A 22,230-nucleotide genomic window follows, 5' to 3' on the forward strand; every position below is an offset into this window, starting at 1 on the left:
GCGGCCGTCCGCCGCGGCCCGCGAACGGCGCGGGGCGGAGCCGGGTCAGCGGCGCCGGCGCAGCACCCGGCCGACGACCACGGCGGAGGCCAGCACGACCGCGGCGGCGGGCGCCGCCCAGCGCAGGGTCATCGAGGTGCCGTGCGGTTCGGGCGCGGGCACCGGCGCATAGCGGCCGCGCGGCGGGGCGTGGTCGACCTCCTCCGCGCTGCGTCCGATCATCGTCCGGCGGGCGTGCGCCGCCTCGGCGGGGGCGAGCCCGTCCTCGTCGTGCCCGTACGCGTGCTCGGGCCGCTCCTCGTGCACGGCGTGGAAGGCCTCCGCCGCCTCGTCGCCGTCGAGCCCGTCGACGCCCTCGAAATCCTCGGCGCCGGCCGCGTCGCCGGTGTCCGCCGCCCCGAGGACGTCGTCCTCGCCGGGCGAATCCCCGGACGGCGGCGGCGCCCCGGGACCGGACTCCGCGCCACCCCCGGACTCCCCGGCCGGCCGCTGCCGCAGGTCCTCCGTGAGGTTCGCCGCGAAGCGGTCCAGCAGCCGGCGGCCGGCGGTCTCCGCGGCGTGACCGGTGGCCTCGGCGAGCCGGCCGTCGCTGTGCACCGTGCCGGAGCAGACCAGCCGCGTACCGGGTCCGGGCTCGGTGGCCGGGAACAGCCGCAGGGTCAGGGACAGCACCGCCGCCCCGTCGCCGCGCGACTCGGCACCCTTGGCCTCGACGGTCACCACGGCGGCCGCACCGTCGCCGCCGGTGGCGTCGTCCGTGGCGGCGACCGTCAGCGAGCCGCGGTAGGTGATGGTGGAGCTTCCGATGCGCAGCCGCAGCCGGCCCTCCGCGCGCCCCGGGGCCGCGTCGGCATCGAGCTGGACTCCTGGGACACAGCGCGCCACCCGCTCGGGCCTGCTGAGCGCCTGCCGCACGGTCCCGACGGGAAACGGAACGTACACCTCATGCTCCATGACATGGGAGCCTACCCAGCACGCCCGGACCCGTGCCCGCCCACGCACGGTTTTCCGCGCACCGGCCCGCAGCAGCCCCCTCGCAGCGGCCCGCGCCCGCACACTCCCCGCACGCCCGAGCGCCGCCGACCGCCGGACCCGGTGCCGCCCGCTCACCCGAGATAGCGCGGATGTATCAGCGTCGACGGCGGCAGCCCCGGGATGCGGCCGCGGGCCGACCCGCGCCTACCGGCTTCCAGCTCCTCCCGGCCCAGGCCCGCCAGCGGGGGCGCGTCGGGCGCCAGTCCGAAGCGCGGGCGGTGCCGCGCGGCCAGCAGGAAGCCCCAGTAGCGGCCCCGCCCGGCCGAGGGCGCGGCGGCGGGCACCTCGGCGTCCACCAGCGGGAGGGGGTGCGCCGCACGGTCCGGGCCCCCGTAGAAGGACGCGGGCCGGCCCGGCACGCGGTACGGCACGGTGGCCAGCCCCACGGAGCGGAGCGTCGCGTCCACCGTCCAGTACAGCCGCGCCCGTTCGACCGGCGGCCCGGCGTGCACCACCAGCCGCCCGTCACCGGCCAGCACCCGCGTGGCGAGACCGTAGAACTCCTGGGAGTAGAGCTTGGTGCTGGCGGCGATCCCGGGGTCGGGAAGGTCGGAGACGATCACGTCGTACGGGGCCCGCCGCCGGGCGCTCATCCCCTGCTGCCGCAGCCAGTCGAAGGCGTCCTCGGTCACCACCCGCACCCGGGGATCGGCGAGCGAGTGCCGGTTGAGCCGGGAGAGGCCCGGGTCATTCCGCGCCAACCGCAGCACACCCGGGTCGAGTTCGACGACGGTGACCGAACGGACCGAGCGGTAGCGCAGGATCTCGCGCACCGCGAGCCCGTCCCCGCCGCCGAGGACCAGCACCCGGCGGTGCGGACCACCCGCCATCGCCGGATGCACCAGCGCTTCGTGGTAGCGGAACTCGGTCTCCGAGCTGACCCGCAGCCGGCCGTCCAGATACAGCGCCAGCGGCCCGCCAAAACCTTTCCTCCCCCGCCCCACCCCGGCTCCCCCGCCCGTGCCGCCGGTCATCACCACCTCCTGGATGCCGGTCTGCACCGCGACCCGCGCCGAGGAGCCGTACACCGCCTGCCGGGCGGCCCGTTCGAACGGCGTGGCCAGCACCATGCCAGCCGCCAGCAGCGCGAGCACCAGGGCGTTGACGCCGAGCAGCGCCCAGCGGGCGCGGACGGTCAGATCACGGCGGAAGAGCCACAGCACCAGCACGGCCCCGGCCACCGCGTTGACGACGCCGGTCAGCAGCGCGCCGGTCAGCTGCCCGAAGCTCGGCAGCAGCAGGAAGGGGAAAGCCAGTCCGCCGACGAGCGCGCCGACGTAGTCCGCGGCGAAGAGGTCGGCGACCGCACCGCCCGCGTCCTGCCGCCGCACCCGCTGGATCAGCGTCATCAGCAGCGGCACCTCGGCGCCGATCAGGATGCCGATGGCCAGGGAGAAGCCGACGAGCGCGGAGCGGGACTGGCCGAACCACGCGAAGCCGGCGTACAGCGCCATCGCGGAGGCGCCGCCGACCAGTGCGAGACCCGCCTCGACCGCGCCGAAGCCGACCGCCGCCCGGCAGCGCAGCCGCTTGGCGAGCAGCGCGCCCACCCCCATCGCGAAGACCATGACGGACAGCACGACGGAAGCCTGGGTGACGGAGTCCCCCACCAAGTACGTCGCCATCGCGACGAGTTCGAGTTCGTAGACCAGACCGCAGGCGGCGCAGACGAAGACGATGCCGAGGACGAGCAGTCGGCCGAGCCCGGCCGGCACGGGCAGCCGCGCCGGGGTCAGGTCCTCCGGCGGCCCGACGACTCCGGTGGGAGCGGGCTCTGACGGGTCGATCATGCGTGAACGTTACGTGACGATTCGGTGCCCCTCCGTCACCCACACGAGTACAGTCTGCGGGCGCCGTACGGCAGTTGGGGGCGCGGCGGCACACGGGGCACCGCAGGGGCGTCCGTGCCACACCGGCCGCGCATACCCCGCAATGCGCGCCCCGCCGGACCTCCCTGCCCCCGGCGCATCACCCTCGCGCCCCTCGCCCCGCCCACGCTCCCGCACGCTCCCGCCGGCCGGACCGGTCACTTTCCGCCGGCTCCCGCCGGCCCGCCGCGACCGCCGTCCGTACGCCCACCCGGGTGCGGGTGGCCACCAGGCGCCCCTCCTGTGGATACGCGTGCCAGGTCCGCCAGCGCACCTGCCCCTGCTGACACTGCGCCAGCATCGCGGTGAAGGCGTGCGGCGAACCGGGGAACGTCCCGGCCAGGCCGTGCGGATGCTCGGCGACCAGCGCGAGCAATTCCTGCGCCCGCCCGGCGAACGAGCCGCGCGAAAGGGTCTCCACATGGGCGGCGAATTCGTACTCCCAGTCCCCCAGCCGCTTTGCCACACCGAGCGGCAGCGGGGTGCTGCTGCCCGGCATACAGGCGACCGTTTCGGAGCACCTGCCGCGCTCCTGTTCCAGGAGCACCTGATGGGAGGCGCCCAGCAGCCTCAACTGAAGCTGGGCGCCATGGAGTTGAAGATCGAGTACGGCCAGCGCCGGCAGGGGTTCCCTGCCCAGCGCCCAGGCCAGGTCGGAGGCACGGGTATCGGTGTACGCCGCTGTCAAAGTGGTGAGCATGGGTCGGCTCCGCAAGCACGCAGTGGAATGGTGGGCCGGCCCGCCCGAGAAGGATCAGGAATGTACGACTGCCTGCCGGCTCGTGCCCACGTGGGATCGGAGAACGTGGGGGATTCTCTGATGAAGAGGGAATCATGAAAGCCCGGTCGCCCACAGCGCTTTTACCCATCTCCACCCGGGTTTACATCCGCGCGGGGGCCTTCCAGTTCAGTTGTTCAACACGCAAGCGTACGGCGGGTGTTGGTATTTACCCCGCACCCGCCGTGTGCATATGCGATGAGCAATGAGCCACCCGCATAATGCCGTGAAAAAACCGCGCTCGTGAATCAGGAACTGCCGCCCCCGCCACCGCAGCCACCGCCGCCACCACAGCCACCGCCCCCGCAGGAATGGCCGCCGCCGCACCCGTGATGCCCGCCTCCGTGGTGCCCGCCGCCGTGGTGCCCGCCGCCGTGGTGGCCGTGGTGCCCACCGCCCGAGCCGTCGCCGCTGAGCCACCAGCCGCCCGCGGCGCCGGAGGTCCTCCCGCGCCGGGCCCCGCCCCGCGAGGCCAGGGCCACCAGCCCGATGACCACCGCGCAGATCACGAGAAACATGACGATTCCCATGTGCCTCACACTCCTTTCGTTCCCCCGAAGCGTGGGGGCACCTCGCACGCCCTTTGGGCAGTGGGGCGCCTCCGCTCCCCGTCCGGCGCCCCGTGCGCCGTCCCGGCACCGTCCCGCGCCGGTGGCCGTCCTCGTCGACGGCCGTCACTGTCCTTCGCCCGGGGCTGATGCCCGGGCCACGCGGTCTCAAAGCACAGTTGAGGAACTCCAGAGGTTCGGCGGAGGATGGCCGGCATGGACCGACCGCTGCTCAACCGCCGCCTCGCCGAATTCGGCACCACGATCTTCGCCGAAATGTCGGCCCTCGCCGTACGGACCGGCTCCCTCAACCTCGGCCAGGGCTTTCCCGACGCCGACGGGCCCGAGGAGGTCAGGGAGGCCGCGGTGCGTGCCCTGCGCGACGGCCGCGGCAACCAGTACCCGCCGGGCCCCGGCGTCCCGGAGCTGCGCACCGCCGTCGCCGCCCACCAGGAGCGCTTCTACGGGCACCGCGGCCTGTCCTGGGACCCCGACACCGAGGTCCTGGTCACCGCCGGCGCCACCGAGGCCATCGCGGCCACCCTGCTGGCGCTGCTGGAGCCGGACGACGAGGTCATCGCGCTGGAGCCGTACTACGACTCCTACGCCGCGTGCATCGCGATGGCGGGCGGCCGGCGCGTGCCGGTGACCCTGCGCCCGGACCCGGAGGCCGGCAGCTACCGCCTCGACCTCGACGAGCTGCGCGACGCCGTCACCGACCGCACCCGCCTGATCCTCCTGAACACCCCGCACAACCCCACCGGCACGGTCCTGTCCGCCCCGGAACTCGCCGAGATCGCCCGCCTCGCCGTCGAGCGCGATCTGCTCGTCGTCACCGACGAGGTCTACGAGCACCTGGTGTTCGAGGGCGAGCACCTCCCCCTCGCGTCGTTCCCCGGCATGCGCGAGCGCACCGTCACCATCAGCTCGGCCGGCAAGACCTTCTCCTTCACGGGCTGGAAGGTCGGCTGGGTCACCGCGCCCGCCGAGCTGGTCACCGCCGTGCGCGCGGCCAAGCAGTTCCTCACCTACGTCTCCGCCGGCCCCTTCCAGTACGCCGTCGCCGAGGCGCTCGCCCTGCCGGACAGCTACTACAGCGGCCTGCGCGAGGACCTGCGCACCAAGCGGGACGTCCTGGCACGCGGACTGGCCGACGCCGGCTTCCGCGTCTTCACCCCCTCCGGCACCTACTTCATCACCACCGACATCCGCCCCCTGGGCCACGACGACGGCTTCGCCTTCTGCCGCGCCCTGCCCGAGCGCGCCGGTGTCGTCGCCATCCCCAACGCCGTGTTCTACGACCACAAGGACGAGGGCGCGCCCTACGTCCGCTTCGCGTTCTGCAAGGGCGTGGACGTCCTGCGCGAGGCGGCCGACCGGCTGCAGAAGCTCTGAGCGACAGAGCCGCACACATGACGACGCGGGCCCCGGAGCCGAAAGCTCCGGGGCCCGCGCAGCCGCACTGCGGACGGGGACTCAGGCCTCGTCGTCGCCCGGCTTCTCGTCGGAGTCGCCTTCGATCTCGGCCTCCAGGCCGAGCTGCTCGACGATCCACTTGTCGAATTCGATCGAGGCGCGAACCCAGCTGACCGTGCTCGACACGAAGTGTTCGAGCGAAACACCGGTGCCGATCAGCATCGATGCCTCACCGATCAGACGGACCGTGCCGTCGTCATGGGTGTGGGTGTAGGCCTTGGGCCACAGCGTCCGGCGGTTCCAGTCGTCGATCGCCTCCAGCAGCTTCGACTTGTCGTCGATGCCGTGGGCGCGGTCGTAGAACGTACGGACGGAGAAGATCTGCTGCTCCTCCTCGCCCCGGAACATGAAGTACGTGCGGAACTGCTCCCACGGAGCGGCGAGGTCACCCTCCTCGTCGACGACGTACTTCAGCTCCATCTGGTCGAGGAGCTGCTTGACCAGGTCCTGGTCAGGCACGACGGGACCCTCAGGCCCCGAGGGCTCGGGTTCGGGCTGGCCCCCGAAATTCGGAATCGAGGACGGGTCGATGCTCACCGTGGAATTCCCTTCGTATGGTCCCTGCCATCCTCCCCCACATCCGCCCCGTACTGGCAACCCGGGACGAGACGGATACGGGCGGGCCGTCGCCCGGGCCACGCCCGCGGGCGGGCGGCCGGTCCGCACCGGCCGGCCGTGAGGGCCCCGCGGCGCGGCGCGGCGGCGCACCCCGCCGGTGCGGCCCGGAGCCCGGGCCCGGGGCACGGGGGCCGGGCCCCGGCGCCGCGGCGCCCCGCTCAGCCCGCCGCGTGCCCCACCGGCTCCACCGACAGCTGGTCGCCGTCCACGTCCACCCGCACGGTGTCCCCGTCGAGCACCTCGCCGGAGAGGATCGCGCGGGCGAGCGGGTCGCCGATGGCCGTCTGGACCAGGCGGCGCAGCGGACGGGCGCCGTAGGACATGTCCGGGGCCGGGGCGTCGGCCGCCGGTTCCTGGCCGAGCCAGGCGAGCCAGGTCAGGGCGCGGTCGGTGACGTCCAGCGTCAGCCGGCGGTCGCCGAGGCGGCGCTGGAGGTGGTCCAGCTGGATCCGGGCGATCCGCTGGAGCTGGTCGGTGCCGAGCGGGTGGAAGACGACCACGTCGTCGAGGCGGTTGAGGAACTCGGGCCGGAAGGAGGCCCGGACCGTCTCCAGCACCTTCTCCCGCTTCTGGTCCTCCTTGAGCAGCGGGTCCATCAGGAAGCCCGAGCCGAGGTTGGAGGTCAGGATGAGGATGGTGTTGCGGAAGTCGACCGTGCGGCCCTGGCCGTCGGTGAGCCGCCCGTCGTCGAGGACCTGCAGCAGGACGTCGAAGACCTCGTGGTGGGCCTTCTCCACCTCGTCCAGCAGCACGACGGAGTACGGACGGCGGCGGACCGCCTCGGTGAGCTGGCCGCCCTCCTCGTAGCCGACGTAGCCGGGCGGCGCGCCGACCAGCCGCGCGACGCTGTGCTTCTCACCGTACTCCGACATGTCGATGCGGACCATCGCCCGCTCGTCGTCGAAGAGGAAGTCCGCGAGGGCCTTGGCCAGCTCGGTCTTGCCGACACCCGTGGGGCCGAGGAAGAGGAAGGAGCCGGTGGGGCGGTCGGGGTCGGCGATGCCGGCGCGGGTGCGGCGTACGGCGTCGGAGACCGACCGGACGGCCTCGGTCTGGCCGATCAGCCGCCGGCCCAGCTCCTCCTCCATCCGCAGGAGCTTTTGCGTCTCGCCCTCCAGCAGCCGGCCGGCCGGGATGCCGGTCCAGGCGCCCACCACGTCCGCGATGTCGTCGGGCCCGACCTCCTCCTTGACCATGGACTCCTTGGACGCCTCCTGCTCGGCCTCGGCGGCGGCCGCCTCCTCCAGCTCCTGCTCCAGGCCCGGGATCTCGCCGTAGAGCAGCTTGGAGGCGGTGTCGAAGTCGCCGTCGCGCTGGGCGCGCTCGGCCTGCCCGCGCAGCTCGTCGAGCTTCTCCTTGAGCGCGCCGACGCGGTTGAGGCTCTGCTTCTCCTTCTCCCAGCGGGCGGTCAGACCGCGCAGCTCCTCCTCCTTGTCGGCGAGGTCCTTGCGCAGCTTCTCCAGGCGCTGGACGGAGCCGGCGTCGGTCTCGTTGCGCAGCGCCAGCTCCTCCATCTTGAGCCGGTCGACCGCGCGCTGGAGCTCGTCGATCTCCACGGGCGAGGAGTCGATCTCCATCCGGAGCCGGGAGGCGGCCTCGTCGACCAGGTCGATGGCCTTGTCGGGCAGGAACCGGGAGGTGATGTAGCGGTCGGAGAGGGAGGCGGCGGCGACCAGCGCGGAGTCCGCAATCTGCACCTTGTGGTGGGCCTCGTAGCGGCCCTTGAGTCCGCGCAGGATGGCCACGGTGTCCTCGACGGTCGGCTCGGCGACCAGCACCTGCTGGAAGCGCCGCTCCAGCGCCGGGTCCTTCTCGATCCGCTCGCGGTACTCGTCGAGCGTGGTGGCGCCGACCATGCGCAGCTCACCACGGGCCAGCATCGGCTTGAGCATGTTGCCGGCGTCCATGGACGAGTCGCCGCCGGCGCCCGCGCCGACGACCGTGTGCAGCTCGTCGATGAAGGTGATGATCTGGCCCTCGCTGGACTTGATCTCCGCCAGGACGGTCTTCAGCCGCTCCTCGAACTCACCGCGGTACTTGGCGCCCGCGACCATCGCCCCCAGGTCCAGCGCGACCAGCCGCTTGTTGCGCAGCGACTCGGGCACGTCGCCCTTGACGATCCGCTGCGCCAGCCCCTCGACGACGGCGGTCTTGCCGACGCCCGGCTCGCCGATCAGCACCGGGTTGTTCTTGGTACGGCGGGAGAGCACCTGCACCACACGGCGGATCTCGTGGTCCCGGCCGATGACCGGGTCGAGCTTGCCCTCGCGGGCGGCCGCGGTGAAGTCCGTGCCGAACTTCTCCAGCGCCTTGTACGTGCCCTCCGGGTCGGCGTTGGTCACCCGCTGCCCGCCGCGGCTGGCCTCGAAGGCGGCCAGCAGCTTCTTGGCGGAGGCGCCCTGCTGGGCCAGCAGGGCGCCGGTCCGCCCGCCCTTCTCCGCGATGCCGATCAGGAGGTGCTCGGTGGAGACATAGGCGTCCCCGAGCTCCTTGGCGCGCTGGGTGGCGTCCGCGATGGCGGAGAGCAGATCGCGGTCCGGCTGCGGCGGCGCGACCGTCGAGCCCTGCACGCTGGGCAGCGCCGCGAGCTGCCGCTCGGCCCCGTTGCGCAGGGCCGCGGCGTCCGCCTCGACGGCGGACAGCAGATCCATGATGTTCTCGTTGTCCTGCCCGGACAGCAGCGCGAGCAGGAGATGCGCGGACGTCATGTCCGCATGCCCGGCGGTGACCGCCCGCTCATTGGCGGCGCTCAGCGCCTCCCGGCTCTTGTTGGTCAGCTCGGCGTCCACGTGCGCGTGATCCTCCTCGACTCGTCCTGAACAGCCTCGTCGCCCGGCCCGGCGCCCGGTCCCGACGCTTCCTGCTCACACCGGCATGCGATAAGTTGAGTCTAGTGCACTCAAGGCTCTTTCGGGAGTGCCGGCCCCCGCCCGGCGCGCCCGCTCTCCGTGAGCGACCCCCGGCGCACCCGCCGTCACCCGCCGGCCACCGCCGGGCCCGGGCCGCCGCACGGCCGCGAACTACGCTTGCCCCCATGGCCCACGACCTCAGCGCCCTCAGCCCGGACTATCTCGCCTTCTGGGGCGAGTATCTGATGCCGACGCTCACCACCCCCCGCCCGGACAGCACCCCGCACGTCGTCCCCGTGGGCGTCACCTACGACGCCGGGCAGCGGATCGCGCGGATCATCACCCGCAAGGACAGCACCAAGGTCAAGAACGTCCTCGCCGCCGGCGCGGACGGTGCCGCGGTGGCCGTCTGCCAGGTCGACAAGGGGCGCTGGGCGACGCTGGAGGGCCGGGCGCGGGTGCGCACGGACGCCGAGTCGGTGGCCGACGCGGTGCGCCGCTATGCCGAGCGGTACGGCCGGACGCCGGCCCCCAACCCCGACCGCGTCATGATCGAGATCGCGGTGACCCGGGCCATGGGCCGGGCCTGAGCGCCGCATGGCGCCGGCCCCTCGCTCCATGACGACCGCTGCGCACCACCCCGGCCCCGCCCCGCCGCGGCCCCGGGCCGAGCTGTGTCCGCGCTGCGGCGGGCAGCTCGCCGTCAATCAGGACGGCTGGAAGATCTGCCACGCCTGCGGATACGCCTCTCCACCCGGTACAGCCCCTCCACCACGGACCGCCCACGGGGGTATCGTCGCCCCCACAGTCGCCACGCCCCGGAGGGCACGATGAACTCGGTCCGAGTCACGGCGATCGCCTGCCTGATGCCGCTGTCCGAGCTGGACGAGGATCCGTTTCTGGTCGACGACCGCGGCCAGCACGACATGTGCACCCGGTGGGCGGCGGCCCGTGCGTACCACCTCACCTGCCGCCTGAGCCTGCACCAGCTGCGCGCCGACCACGGCGCGCTGTGGCGGGACGTCGAGGAGGGCCTGGTCGACGTGTTCGTGGCGCCCAACCGGCGGGCGCTGGAGAACGCCATCCACGGCGCCGACGAGTTCAGCGCCCGGTGCGCCGCGGCCGGCGTCCGGCTGGAGACCGCGGACCTCGACGAGCCGGTCTACACCCTCGCGATGAAGTCCCACGTGCACCGGCGGCTGTCCATGCCGACCGCCGGATACAGCGGCCGCTGAACCGCCCCCGCACAGCGGAAAGGGCCGGGTCTCCCCGGCCCTTCGCCACTTCTCGCTCCGGACGGCCGCCCGGCCGGCCCGTTACTCGGACCGCTTGGGCCGCCAGACCACCAGCGCGCTGGTCTGCTGCACATCCTGATACGGCACCAGATCGCGCCGGTAGGAGGCGTGCACCGCCGCCTCCCGCTGCTGCATCGTGCTGGCCGCGCCCTCCAGGGCGCCCTGGAGCTCGACGACCCGCTGCTGCAGGGCCGCGACCTGGTTCTCCAGCTCGATGATGCGCTTGATGCCGGCGAGGTTGATGCCCTCGTCCTGGGACAACTGCTGCACCGTACGGAGCAGTTCGATGTCCCGGGCCGAATAGCGGCGGCCCCGCCCGGCCGTGCGGTCGGGCGAGACCAGCCCCAGCCGGTCGTACTGCCGGAGGGTCTGCGGATGCAGCCCGGAGAGCTGGGCCGCGACGGAGATGACGTATACCGGCGACTCTTCGGTCAGTTCATACGGGTTACGACGCTGCCCGCCCCGGCTGTCCATCTCATGCTCCCTTCGCGGCCTGGAACAGCTCCGCCCGCGGGTCCGGGCCCGCGGTCGCCTCGCGATACGACTCCAGCGACGCCTTGGCCCGGTCGCTGAGGTCACCGGGGACCAGCACCTCGATGGTGACCAGCAGATCACCTCGGGTGCCGTCCTTGCGGGTCGCTCCCTTGCCGCGGGCCCGCATGGTGCGTCCGTTGGGGGTGCCGGCCGGCAGCTTCAGCGTCACCGGCGGGCCGCCCAGCGTCGGCACCTTGACCTCACCGCCGAGCGCGGCCTCCGGGAAGGTGACCGGCACCGTGACGGTGAGGTTGTCGCCCTTGCGGCCGAAGACGGGGTGGGCGTCGACATGCACGACCACGTACAGATCGCCGGCCGGACCGCCCTGCTCGCCCGGGGCGCCCTTGCCGCGCAGCCGGATGCGCTGCCCGTCGGAGACGCCCGCCGGGATACGCACCTGCATCGTGCGGGCACTGGTGGCGCGCCCGCTGCCCTTGCAGACCTCACAGGGGTCCTGGGCGATCAGGCCCCGGCCCTTGCAGTCGGCGCACGGGTCGGTGAGCGAGAAGCCACCGCCCGCGCCCCGGCTGACCTGGCCGGTGCCGACGCAGGTCGGGCAGACCCGCGGCGTACCGTTTTTGTCGCCGGTGCCCGAACACGCCTTGCACGGCGCCTGGCTGGACATCCGCAGCGGGACCGTGGCCCCGTCGACCGCCTCGGTGAAGCTGAGCGTCACCTCGGACTCGATGTCCTGGCCGCGGCGCGCGTGGGTGCGCGGACCGGCCCCGCCGCGGTTGAACAGGCCGCCGAAGACATCGCCCAGGCCGCCGCCGAAACCGCCGCCGCCCTGGCCTCCCTGGCCGCCCCCGAAGAGGTCACCCAGGTCGAAGTTGAAGTTGCCGCCGCCCCCGCCGGGTCCCGGCCGGAACCCGCCGTTGCCGAACAGCGCCCGCGCCTCGTCGTACTCCTTGCGGCGCTTGCTGTCGCCCAGGACGTCGTTGGCCTCGGAGATCTCCTTGAAGCGCTCCTCGGCCTTGGCGTCGCCCTTGTTGGCGTCCGGGTGGAACTCGCGGGCGAGCTTGCGGTACGCCTTCTTGATCTCCGCTTCGGTGGCGTCCTTCGGGACGCCGAGGACCTTGTAGTAGTCCTTCTCGACGAAGTCCTTGGTGCTCATCCCCGACGTCCCTCCTCCCGCACGGTTTTCCTGTCTGCGCTCACGTCAGCCCTCGTCCGGGCCACCGTTCTCCTCGTCCGAAGCCTTGGCACCCGGTGAGTCGTCATCGGATCCGGACTTGGTGCCCTGGGCACCCGGCTGCGGCTCGGCGACGGCGACCCGCGCGGGGCGGATCGTTCGTTCACCGATGCGATACCCGGGCTGCAGGATCGCCACGCACGTCGTCTCGGTGACGTCCGGTGCGTACGAGTGCATCAGCGCTTCGTGGATCGTCGGGTCGAAGGGCTCGCCCTCCGTGCCGAACTGCTGCAGACCCAGCTTGGCGACCACGGTCTCCAGCGACTCGGCCACCGACTTGAAGCCGCCGACCAGCTCGCCGTGCTCACGCGCACGGCCGACGTCGTCGAGGGTGGGAAGGAGTTCGGACAGGAGGTTCGCCGCGGCGATCTCCTTGACCGTCACCCGGTCCCGTTCCACCCGACGGCGGTAGTTCTGGTACTCCGCCTGGAGCCGCTGGAGGTCCGTCGTGCGCTCGCTGAGCGCCGTACGCACCTGGTCCAGCTGCGCCTGGAGCGCTATGTCCGTTACGTCCCCGGCCGGGGCCGAGCCCGCCTTGTCGGCGGACTCGGCCTGCGCCGCGTCTTCGGGAGCGGCGTCGGAAGGGACGTCGGGCTTCTCGTCGAAGCCCGGGGTCTCCTCCGTCACGCGGCACCATCCTTCTTCGGCTTCTCGTCGTCGACGATCTCGGCGTCCACCACGTCATCGGCGGCGTCGGCCTTGGCCTGCTCGGCGCCCTCGGCACCGGCGGCACCGGCGGCACCCTGGGCGTCGGCGTACATGGCCTGGCCCAGCTTCTGCGAGACGGCGGCGACCTTCTCGGTGGCCGTGCGGATCTCGGCGGTGTTGTCGCCCTCGGCGGACTCACCCTTGAGCTTTTCCTTCAGCTCGGTGAGGGCCTCCTCGACCTCGGTCTTGACCTCGCCCGGGACCTTCTCCTCGTTGTCCTTGAGGAACTTCTCGGTCTGGTAGACGAGCTGCTCGGCCTGGTTGCGGGTCTCGGCGGCCTCGCGGCGCTTGGTGTCCTCGTCCGCGTACTGCTCGGCCTCCTGGCGCATCCGGTCGACCTCGTCCTTCGGCAGCGAGGAGCCGCCGGTGACGGTCATCTTCTGCTCCTTGCCCGTGCCCAGGTCCTTCGCGGTCACGTGCATGATGCCGTTGGCGTCGATGTCGAAGGAGACCTCGATCTGCGGGACCCCGCGGGGGGCCGGCGGCAGACCGGTCAGCTCGAACATCCCGAGCTTCTTGTTGTACGCCGCGATCTCGCGCTCGCCCTGGTAGACCTGGATCTGCACGGACGGCTGGTTGTCCTCGGCCGTCGTGAAGATCTCGGACCGCTTGGTCGGGATCGTGGTGTTGCGCTCGATGAGCTTGGTCATGATGCCGCCCTTGGTCTCGATACCGAGGGACAGCGGGGTGACGTCCAGCAGGAGGACGTCCTTGACCTCACCCTTGAGGACACCGGCCTGGAGGGTGGCGCCGATGGCGACGACCTCGTCCGGGTTGACGCCCTTGTTGGCGTCCTTGCCGCCGGTCAGCTCCTTGACCAGCTCGGCGACGGCCGGCATACGGGTCGAGCCGCCGACCAGGACCACGTGGTCGATCTCGGACAGGTTGATACCCGCGTCCTTGATCACGTTGTGGAACGGCGTCTTGCAGCGGTCCAGGAGGTCCGAGGTGAGCTGCTGGAACTGCGAGCGGGTGAGCTTCTCGTCCAGGTGCAGCGGGCCCTCGGCGGAGGCGGTGATGTAGGGAAGGTTGATCGTCGTCTCCGTGGAGGACGACAGCTCGATCTTCGCCTTCTCGGCGGCCTCACGCAGGCGCTGGAGCGCCATCTTGTCCTTGGCCAGGTCGACGCCGTGGCCGTTCTGGAACTGCTTGACCAGGTAGTCGACGACGCGCTGGTCCCAGTCGTCACCACCGAGGTGGTTGTCACCGTTGGTGGCCTTCACCTCGACGACACCGTCGCCGATCTCCAGCAGCGAGACGTCGAAGGTGCCGCCACCGAGGTCGAAGACCAGGATGGTCTGGTCGTCCTTCTCCAGGCCGTAGGCCAGAGCCGCGGCGGTGGGCTCGTTGACGATGCGCAGGACGTTCAGGCCCGCGATCTCGCCGGCCTCCTTGGTGGCCTGACGCTCGGAGTCGTTGAAGTAGGCCGGAACGGTGATGACCGCGTCGACGACCTTCTCCCCGAGGTACGACTCGGCGTCGCGCTTGAGCTTCTGCAGGATGAAGGCGCTCATCTGCTGCGGGTTGAAGCCCTTGCCGTCGATGTCGATCTTCCAGTCGGTGCCCATGTGGCGCTTGACCGACCGGATGGTCCTGTCGACGTTGGTGACCGCCTGGCGCTTCGCGACCTCGCCGACCAGCACCTCGCCATTCTTGGCGAAGGCGACGACGGACGGCGTGGTCCTGGCGCCCTCGGCGTTGGTGATGACGGTGGGCTCACCGCCTTCGAGAACACTGACGACGGAGTTCGTCGTGCCCAGGTCGATGCCGACCGCACGTGCCATTTCAATTCCTCCAGCTGACTTGAGTGGAACAGGCTCAACAGTGCAGCACGGAAGAAAGCCTGTCAACAGACGTGAGTCGGTGGCGCTCAAGTTTTATGTGGCGCTTATCGTCACTACGTCTCCACGGAGACGCCCGCAGGGCCACAGAGGGTTGCCTTCGCGACGCAGATCACCGGCCGGGCGGCTTCATGGGGCACGGGAGAATGGGTAACCTCAGCGCAGACCCGAAAAGTTACCGCTTAGTAGTTCCGCTCAGTTTTCCGCTCTCGCAGGTTCGAGGAGCCACCCATGCAACTCGCCGCGATCATTGTGTCGCTGGTCCTAATCGCGGTCGGCGTCGCCCTGTTCGGCCGCGCCATCCTGCAGATCTACCGCTTCGTGCGGCTGGGTCAGCCGGTGCCCGCCGGCACCCGGACGGACGATCCGACGCGCCGCACGGTCACCGTGGCCAAGGAGTTCCTCGGCCACACCCGGATGAACCGCTGGGGCGTCGTCGGCGTGGCGCACTGGTTCGTGGCCGTGGGCTTCTTCTCCCTGCTGCTGACGATCGTCAACGCCATCGGCCAGCTCTTCCAGGCGGACTGGCTGATCCCGCTGATCGGCGACTGGCTGCCGTACGAGATCTTCGTCGAGTTCCTCGGCCTGACGACGACGCTGGGCATCGTGACCCTGATCGTCATCCGCCAGCTGAGCAAGCCCGGCAAGGCGGGCCGCAAGTCCCGCTTCACGGGCTCCAACTTCGGCCAGGCGTACTTCGTCGAGGCCGTCATCCTCATCGTCGGCGTGTGCATCATGACGCTGCGCGCCCTGGAGGGCGTCCAGCACGGTGTGGACCACTACGAGATCGGGTTCTTCGCCTCGTACCCGCTGATCCTGGCCTTCAAGGGACTCGGCCTCACCGCGATCCAGAACCTCACCTACCTCGTCGCGGGGATCAAGATCGCGACCTCCTTCATCTGGATGATCACGGTCGCCCTCAAGACCGACATGGGCGTCGCCTGGCACCGCTTCCTGGCCTTCCCCAACATCTGGTTCAAGCGCGAGGCGTCCGGTGACGTGGCGCTGGGCGCGCTCCAGCCGATGACCAGCGAGGGCAAGGAGATCGACTTCGAGGACCCGGGCGAGGACGACCAGTTCGGCGTCTCGCAGATCGAGCACTTCTCCTGGAAGGGCATCCTCGACTTCTCCACCTGCACCGAGTGCGGCCGCTGCCAGTCGCAGTGCCCGGCCTGGAACACCGGCAAGCCGCTGTCGCCGAAGCTGCTGATCATGGCGCTGCGCGACCACGCGCACGCCAAGGCCCCGTATCTGCTGGCCGGCGGCGGCAAGACGATGGAGGGCGAGGAGAAGGCGAGCGAGGAGCAGCTCAAGGACGTTCCCGCCGCCGCGCTGGCCGAGGCCGAGCGCCCGCTGATCGGCACCCTCGAAGAGAACGGCGTCATCGACCCCGACGTCCTGTGGTCCTGCACCACCTGCGGCGCCTGCGTCGAGCAGTGCCCGGTCGACATCGAGCACATCGACCACATCGTCGACATGCGTCGCTACCAGGTGATGATCGAGTCCAGCTTCCCCAGTGAGGCGGGCACGATGCTGAAGAACCTGGAGAAGAAGGGCAACCCCTGGGGCCTGGCCAAGAAGCAGCGTCTGGCGTGGACCAAGGAGGTCGACTTCGAGGTTCCGGTCGTCGGCCAGGACGTCGAGGACCTCACCGAGGTCGAGTACCTGTACTGGGTCGGCTGCGCCGGCGCCCTGGAGGACCGCGCCAAGAAGACCACCAAGGCCTTCGCCGAGCTGCTCCACATCGCGGGCGTGAAGTTCGCGATCATGGGCGGCGACGAGAAGTGCACCGGTGACTCGCCGCGCCGCCTGGGCAACGAGTTCCTCTTCCAGCAGCTCGGCGCGGAGAACGTGGCCACGCTGAACGCGGCCTTCGGTGAGGATGACGAGGACGAGTCGACCAGGAAGCCGAAGTCCTCGAAGAAGATCGTCGCGACCTGCCCGCACTGCTTCAACACGATCGCGAACGAGTACCCCCAGCTGGGCGGCGAGTACGAGGTCATCCACCACACCCAGCTGCTCCAGCACCTCGTCGACGAGGGCAAGCTGACCCCCGTCACGCCGGTGGAGGGTCTGATCACCTACCACGACCCCTGCTACCTGGGCCGCCACAACAAGGTCTACACGCCGCCGCGCGAGATCATCGCCAAGGTGCCGGGCCTGCGGAACGAGGAGATGCACCGCCACAAGGAGCGCGGCTTCTGCTGTGGCGCCGGCGGCGCCCGGATGTGGATGGAAGAGCGCATCGGCAAGCGCATCAACAACGAGCGCGTCGACGAGGCCCTGTCGCTCAACCCCGACATCGTCTCGACCGCCTGCCCCTTCTGCCTCGTCATGCTGACCGACTCGGTCAACGGCAAGAAGAACGACGGCAAGGCGAAGGAATCCATCCAGGTCGTCGACGTCGCCCAGCTGCTGCTGGACTCCGTCAGGACCCCCGTCGACCCCGCGGGCGACGAGGAGCCCAAGGACGCCCCCGAGCCGGAGCCGGTGCAGTAGCCGCCCGGTGAACGCACAGGCCGGCGGCCGGTCCCGTAGCTGTACGGGGCCGGCCGCCGGCGTTTTCCACAGGCCCGCGACCGGCGTTGCGGGACGGCCGCCGGCCGGGGAGCATCAGGGGCGGCGAAGCACGCCACGACGACAGCGTGAGTGAACGGGGTGGGGACGGCATGCGAGGACGGTCCGCGGTGGCGGCGGGGTGCGGGCTCGCGCTCGCCCTGCTCCTCAGCTCCTGCCATCCGTTCGGTTCCTCCGGTGCCGGCCGTCCCGCCGCCCGGCACCGCGCCTCCTCGCTGCCCGCCGCGCGCGCCGTCCCCGCCGGCCACGGCAGCACCACCGACCCGGACTTCAACGGGGACGGCCACCCCGATCTCGTCGTCGACAGCCTGCTGGCGCCCGCCGGCGGCCATGACGACGACCCGGGCATCGGCATCGTCTACGGCTCGGCGCACGGACTCGCCCCGGCCACCCGGGAGTTGCTCACCCCGGCCCGCAACGCCGCGCCCACCGGCGCCACCGTGCCCGCCTCCTTCGAGGCCGAGACCGTCTGCGATCTCGACCGGGACGGCTTCAGCGACCTCGTCGTCACCACCGACCCGCCGTACGACGGCATCGGCCGCCCGCCCGTCCCCGTCCAGCTCCTCTTCGGCTCGCCGCGGGGCCTCGGCGCGGCCCGTTCCGTGCGGCTGCGCATCCCCGCCCGGGCCCGCTTCGGCAACGAATGGCCCGACCAGCCCGTCTGCGGCGACTTCGACGGGGACGGCGCCCAGGATCTGGCCGTCACCGCCTCCGGCCCCCGGATCAGCTACCTCCGCGGCCCGTTCACCCGCTCCGGCGCCCCCGAGGCGGCCGGCGCACCGGTCGCCGTCCCCGGTACCGCCCTGGCCCCCGCGGCCCCCCTCTCCGCCGCCGCCGACCTCGATCACGACGGCGCCGACGACCTCCTCGTGCGCGCCGCCGGCCCCGGCCGCACGGCCCGCAGCCGTCTGGCGCTCGGCGGCCCCCGGGGTCCGCTCCGTGCGGGCCCGGCCGCCTATCCGCCCGGGTACGCCACGGTCTTCGGCCGCTTCTCCGTCGGCGGCCGGGGCGCGACGGCGGTCACCGCCGGCCCCAACGGCCTGCTGTCCGTCGCCGGCCGCCCAGGCACGGTCCGTACGGACACCGGCGGCACGCCCACCCTCGCCGCCGCCGAGGTGACCGGCGACGGCTACACCGACCTCGTCATAGGCGGCGCCCGCCCCGCCTTCCTCGCCGGCTCCGCGAAGGGGCTGTCCACCGCCGTGCACCGCCTCACGGTGCCCCGCCTCCCCGGGACGGGCGGCTCGCGCTCCACGGTCCTCGCCCTCGACGACTTCGACGGCGACCACCGTGCCGATCTCGTGCTGCTGACCCGGCGCGGCCACACCCACGACAGGGTGACGGTGTACCCCGGCGGCCCGTCGGGCCCCGCCCCGAAGCCCGCCCTCTCGTTCACCACGGCGGACTTCACCGCTCCCTGAGCGGTTCATGACCACCACTCAGGCCCGCGGTGGCCGTGGGCGCACGACCGCCACCGTTCACGGGCCGGCCGACCCGCCGTCAGCACCCCGCCAATCGGCCCCGTGAACAATGCAGTTGCCCGCCCCCGAGGCGCGACCCGACCATGACGGCATGGACAATGCGGGCTCCCACGCCGGTCCGGGCACAGGCACGGCCACCGGCAGCGATCCGGACACCGGCGCCGCCGACGGCACCGGCCTCGGCACCCCCGGCACCGGCACCGGCACGAACGTGACCATGAAAGTGAACACGCGCATGCACCTCAGCACCGGCGGCCCACCCGCTGCCGCCCCCGCCCCGCCGCTGGCCATCCGGCTCGCCCTGCCCGTCGACGCCCCGGCGATAGCCGCCGTCCACCTGGCATCGCGGCAGGCCACCATGCCGTATCTGCCACCGCAGCGCCGTACGCACGACGAGGTCACCCGCTGGATCCGGGAGATCGTGCTGCCGCAGTGTCACACCGTCGTCGCCGCCCGTGGCGCGGAGATCCTCGGCTACGCCAGCGTCCGAGGCGAGCTGCTCGACCAGCTCTATCTGCGCCCGGACGTGCTCCGTGCCGGCATCGGCAGCCGGCTGCTCGCCGCGGCCCGGCGCCACCGCCCGGCCGGCCTGTCCCTGCACGTCTTCCAACTCAACACCCGGGCCCGGGCGTTCTACGCCCACCACGGCTTCCGCGTCATGGCCACCGACGACGGCAGCGGCAACATGGAGAACCTGCCGCAGCTCACCCTCCGCTGGACGCCCGCCACCGCCCCGGTTCCCCCTCGGGGAACCCCCTAGGGGATGTCACAGGTCAGCAGCAAACCCCGCCCCGATGCCCCTGCTCCGCCACCCGATCCGCGCGGACCAGGTACTTTCGAGTACGTGGCTGGATTCAGGATGGGTCGCGGACGGGATGCCCGCCCCGCGCAGAACGGACAGCAAGGGCAGCAGGGGCAGCAGGCCCCGTACGGACAGCAAGGGCCGTACGGGCAGCAGCCCCCACCACCGCACGGGCAGTGGCAGCAGGCGCCGCAGCAGTACGGCGGACAGCAGCCGCAGCCGCACGGGCAGCACGGCGAGCCCGAGTACTTCGGCGACGGCGGCTACCACCCCCAGCAGTCCTACGCGCCGTACACGAACGACAACAACCCGGGTCACACCCAGCAGTTCAGCGTCGGCGAGGCGCCGGACGCCTACGGCACGCAGCCGGGCGGATACGACAACGGACCCGACGGCGCGTACGCGGACAGCGGCACCTACCGCGCGGGCCGGACCAGCGCACCGCCGGCCGGCCCCAAGCTGCACTGGAAGCAGCTGCTGTCCGGCATCGTGCTGCGCCCCGACGCCACGTTCTGGCAGATGCGCGACCACGCGGTCTGGGCCCCCGCCCTCCTCGTCACCTTCATCTACGGCCTGCTCGCGGTCTTCGGCTTCGACAAGGCCCGCGAGGACGTGCTGAACGCCACGCTGTCCAACAGCATCCCCTGGGTGCTGATCACCGCGGTGATGTTCATCATCGGCAGCCTGATCCTGGGCACGGTCACCCACACCATGGCCCGCCAGCTCGGCGGTGACGGCGCCTGGCAGCCGACCATCGGCCTGGCCATGCTGATCATGACGATCACGGACGCGCCCCGGCTGCTCTTCGCCATGTTCCTCGGCGGCGACAGCACCCTGGTGCAGGTCCTGGGCTGGCTGACCTGGCTCGCCACCGGCTATCTGCTCACCACCATGGTGAGCAAGTCGCACGACCTGCCCTGGCCCAAGGCGCTCGGCGCCTCCGCGATCCAGCTGGTCGCCCTGCTCGCCCTGCTGAAGCTCGGCACGCTGTGACGCTCGGCACGCGGTAACGCCGTACCGGCCACGGGCGAGGGGCCCGCCCCGGAGCACGCACACTCCGGAGCGGGCCCTTCGCCGTACGGGCATCCCCCAGGGGCAGGCCCCGCGTCCTACGCGAACCGCTGCCCGTCCGACCCGTCACACGCCCGCAGCCGCAGCGGTTCCTTCGCCGCACCCAGCGTCAGGCACAGCGACGGCGCGGCGGCCGGCCGGATCGTGCCGCCGGTCCGTACGAACTCCTGGTTGGCCGCGCCCGAGCAGTTCCACAGCACCAGACCGGCCCCCGCCTCGTACCGGGCACCGGGCACGTCCAGGCACCGGTCCTGGGTCAGCTCCACGTGCACCGACCGCCGCTCGGGGTCGTACCACCAGCCCTGGTTGCGCCCGCCGTGGCAGTCCCAGCCGCCGACCACGGTCCCGTTGGCGCTCGCGCCGCCGGTCGCGTCCACACAGGTGCCCGTGGCCGCGTTCTTCAGCGGCCCGTAGGCCTCGTCCCAGGCGCCGGCGTACAGCGTCGGCCCCCCGGTGCTCGCCGAATCCGCGCAGCCCGCCTCCCGCAGCCCCGACGCGTACAGCTGGGTCAGGCACGAGGCGAACGCGCCGTGCCCGCGGGCGTTGGGGTGGAAGGACTGCCGCACCGAGTTCGCGTTCGGCGGGAAGGGATTCGTGAGGTTCACCCACAGCCCGCGGGCCCAGGTGTCCTCCATGCACACCTCGTGCCCGTGGAACAGCCGGGAGGCGTCCAGATAGGTCGCACCCGCCTCCAGCGCGGCCTTCCGCATCCCCTTCTCGAACCCCGGCACGGCGGCGTTGCGCCCCCAGCCCGCGTCGGAGGTGTATCCCGTACATCCGCCCGGCAGCTTCCCCGGATAGTGCGGGTTGTCCTTCACATCCGGCCCGATCGGACTCGGATACGACATCACCACGAGCCGGTAGTCACCGTCGGCGTACCCCGCGTCCCGCATCACGGTCCGCAGATCCCCGACCGTCCGCTCGACCTTCGGCACCAGCCCGTCGACCCGCGCCTGCCAGCCCGGCTGGTACTTCTGCTCGCAGGTGCCCTGCAGCAGGAACCAGCGCTCCACGCAGTCCGTCATCACCGGCCCGAACTGCAGATCGTCGTTGGCGCCGGCCACCAGGAGCACCATCTTCAGCCGGGTGTTGCGGGCCGCGATCGCCAGGCTGTCGCTCTGCACCAGCTCATCGGCGTACTGCTTGCTGCCGCCGATCACGATGTTGCCGGTACCGGCACCCGAGCAGGCGGCGTTGTACGTCACGTCCGCCGCGATCCCGGTCCGGTGGATGGCCGAGTCCGGGGAGCGGTGGCACCAGTTGTCCGGCCCGTCGGTACCCGGCTCGTACGTCCCGACGCCCTCCCCCGAGATCTCGCTGTCACCCAGCGAGATCAACGAGGTCTTCCGCTCCCCCACCGGCCGCTCGGCCGGATCCCCGTAGAGCCTCGTCGCCTCCCGCGCCCGGATCTTCTCCAGTCCGGGCGCCAGCGGCGCGACGGCCGCGGCGCCGCCCGGCCGGTCCCGCGCCACGGCCCCGGGCGCGGCCGCCGCACCACCCGCCGCCACGGTGCACACCACGGTCAGCGCCGCCGCCGAGGTCATCACCACCGCCCGC

At 71.9% G+C, this 22,230-nt stretch carries 18 protein-coding genes; 7 read left to right on the plus strand and 11 right to left on the minus strand.

Annotated elements, in window-relative coordinates:
- Window positions 1-45: 45 nt before the first annotated feature.
- The 4 genes from ACQP17_RS17520 to ACQP17_RS17535 all read right to left on the minus strand — a co-directional run bounded on the left by ACQP17_RS17520 (window position 46) and on the right by ACQP17_RS17535 (window position 4,211).
- The gene (locus ACQP17_RS17520; protein WP_433857116.1) at window positions 46-954 is read right to left on the minus strand and encodes an SRPBCC domain-containing protein; all 909 of its coding nucleotides are present in this window, start codon (window positions 952-954) and stop codon (window positions 46-48) included.
- A 152-nt stretch (window positions 955-1,106) separates the two neighbouring features.
- Entirely contained in the window at window positions 1,107-2,825 is a 1,719-nt protein-coding gene (locus ACQP17_RS17525) for a polyamine aminopropyltransferase (RefSeq protein ID WP_433857117.1), read from the minus strand.
- A gap of 178 nt (window positions 2,826-3,003) precedes the next feature.
- Window positions 3,004-3,603: a DUF2617 family protein gene (locus ACQP17_RS17530; protein ID WP_433857118.1), complete on the minus strand. Its 600-nt coding sequence runs from the start codon at window positions 3,601-3,603 to the stop codon at window positions 3,004-3,006.
- 326 nt (window positions 3,604-3,929) lie between these two features.
- Entirely contained in the window at window positions 3,930-4,211 is a 282-nt protein-coding gene (locus ACQP17_RS17535) for a hypothetical protein (RefSeq protein ID WP_433857119.1), read from the minus strand.
- Window positions 4,212-4,445: 234 nt separating this feature from the next.
- Here ACQP17_RS17535 and ACQP17_RS17540 point away from each other — a divergent pair, with 234 nt between their 5' ends.
- Window positions 4,446-5,624: a pyridoxal phosphate-dependent aminotransferase gene (locus ACQP17_RS17540; protein WP_433857120.1), complete on the plus strand. Its 1,179-nt coding sequence runs from the start codon at window positions 4,446-4,448 to the stop codon at window positions 5,622-5,624.
- An 81-nt stretch (window positions 5,625-5,705) separates the two neighbouring features.
- Here the strand turns inward: ACQP17_RS17540 and ACQP17_RS17545 are convergent, their stop codons facing one another.
- Both ACQP17_RS17545 and clpB read right to left on the minus strand, forming a co-directional pair.
- Window positions 5,706-6,242 (minus strand): YbjN domain-containing protein, encoded by a 537-nt coding sequence (locus tag ACQP17_RS17545; RefSeq protein WP_086718879.1) that lies wholly within the window; start codon window positions 6,240-6,242, stop codon window positions 5,706-5,708.
- A gap of 239 nt (window positions 6,243-6,481) precedes the next feature.
- A complete protein-coding gene (gene clpB / locus ACQP17_RS17550) occupies window positions 6,482-9,112 on the minus strand; it encodes an ATP-dependent chaperone ClpB (protein ID WP_433857121.1) in 2,631 nt (876 codons plus the stop codon).
- Between the two features lie 245 nt (window positions 9,113-9,357).
- Here clpB and ACQP17_RS17555 point away from each other — a divergent pair, with 245 nt between their 5' ends.
- Together ACQP17_RS17555 and ACQP17_RS17560 are read left to right on the plus strand one after the other, a co-directional pair.
- Complete coding sequence (locus ACQP17_RS17555) at window positions 9,358-9,762, plus strand: pyridoxamine 5'-phosphate oxidase family protein (protein ID WP_433857122.1); 405 nt, start codon at window positions 9,358-9,360, stop codon at window positions 9,760-9,762.
- 240 nt (window positions 9,763-10,002) lie between these two features.
- Window positions 10,003-10,407 carry a hypothetical protein gene (locus ACQP17_RS17560; protein ID WP_433857123.1) on the plus strand — a complete coding sequence of 135 codons (405 nt, stop codon included), beginning with the start codon at window positions 10,003-10,005 and terminating at the stop codon, window positions 10,405-10,407.
- Window positions 10,408-10,488: 81 nt separating this feature from the next.
- Here ACQP17_RS17560 and ACQP17_RS17565 read toward each other — a convergent pair whose 3' ends face one another.
- The 4 genes from ACQP17_RS17565 to dnaK are packed head-to-tail and all read right to left on the minus strand — an operon-like array spanning window position 10,489 to window position 14,685.
- Window positions 10,489-10,941, minus strand: coding sequence for a heat shock protein transcriptional repressor HspR (locus ACQP17_RS17565; RefSeq protein ID WP_189096565.1), 453 nt, complete (start codon window positions 10,939-10,941; stop codon window positions 10,489-10,491).
- 1 nt (window position 10,942) lies between these two features.
- Window positions 10,943-12,115, minus strand: coding sequence for a molecular chaperone DnaJ (gene dnaJ / locus ACQP17_RS17570; RefSeq protein ID WP_433857124.1), 1,173 nt, complete (start codon window positions 12,113-12,115; stop codon window positions 10,943-10,945).
- A gap of 45 nt (window positions 12,116-12,160) precedes the next feature.
- Entirely contained in the window at window positions 12,161-12,820 is a 660-nt protein-coding gene (grpE, locus tag ACQP17_RS17575) for a nucleotide exchange factor GrpE (protein WP_433857125.1), read from the minus strand.
- A complete protein-coding gene (dnaK, locus tag ACQP17_RS17580) occupies window positions 12,817-14,685 on the minus strand; it encodes a molecular chaperone DnaK (RefSeq protein WP_433857126.1) in 1,869 nt (622 codons plus the stop codon). The genes grpE and dnaK overlap by 4 nt, the downstream gene beginning before the upstream one ends.
- Before the next feature lie 288 nt (window positions 14,686-14,973).
- On the opposite strand from dnaK, the gene ACQP17_RS17585 reads away from it, so the two are divergent.
- The 4 genes from ACQP17_RS17585 to ACQP17_RS17600 all read left to right on the plus strand — a co-directional run bounded on the left by ACQP17_RS17585 (window position 14,974) and on the right by ACQP17_RS17600 (window position 20,595).
- Window positions 14,974-17,241 carry a (Fe-S)-binding protein gene (locus tag ACQP17_RS17585; protein ID WP_433857127.1) on the plus strand — a complete coding sequence of 756 codons (2,268 nt, stop codon included), beginning with the start codon at window positions 14,974-14,976 and terminating at the stop codon, window positions 17,239-17,241.
- Window positions 17,242-17,411: 170 nt separating this feature from the next.
- A complete protein-coding gene (locus ACQP17_RS17590; protein ID WP_433857128.1) occupies window positions 17,412-18,740 on the plus strand; it encodes an FG-GAP repeat domain-containing protein in 1,329 nt (442 codons plus the stop codon).
- Between the two features lie 151 nt (window positions 18,741-18,891).
- Window positions 18,892-19,560, plus strand: a complete 669-nt coding sequence (locus ACQP17_RS17595) for an N-acetyltransferase family protein (RefSeq protein ID WP_433857129.1) — start codon at window positions 18,892-18,894, stop codon at window positions 19,558-19,560.
- A gap of 99 nt (window positions 19,561-19,659) precedes the next feature.
- The gene (locus tag ACQP17_RS17600) at window positions 19,660-20,595 is read left to right on the plus strand and encodes a Yip1 family protein (RefSeq protein WP_433859930.1); all 936 of its coding nucleotides are present in this window, start codon (window positions 19,660-19,662) and stop codon (window positions 20,593-20,595) included.
- Window positions 20,596-20,711: 116 nt separating this feature from the next.
- Here ACQP17_RS17600 and ACQP17_RS17605 read toward each other — a convergent pair whose 3' ends face one another.
- Window positions 20,712-22,217, minus strand: a complete 1,506-nt coding sequence (locus tag ACQP17_RS17605; protein WP_433859931.1) for a ricin-type beta-trefoil lectin domain protein — start codon at window positions 22,215-22,217, stop codon at window positions 20,712-20,714.
- Window positions 22,218-22,230: the final 13 nt, after the last annotated feature.

This window comes from Streptomyces kronopolitis (assembly GCF_050953795.1).
Classification (GTDB): Bacteria; Actinomycetota; Actinomycetes; order Streptomycetales; family Streptomycetaceae; genus Streptomyces; species Streptomyces kronopolitis_A.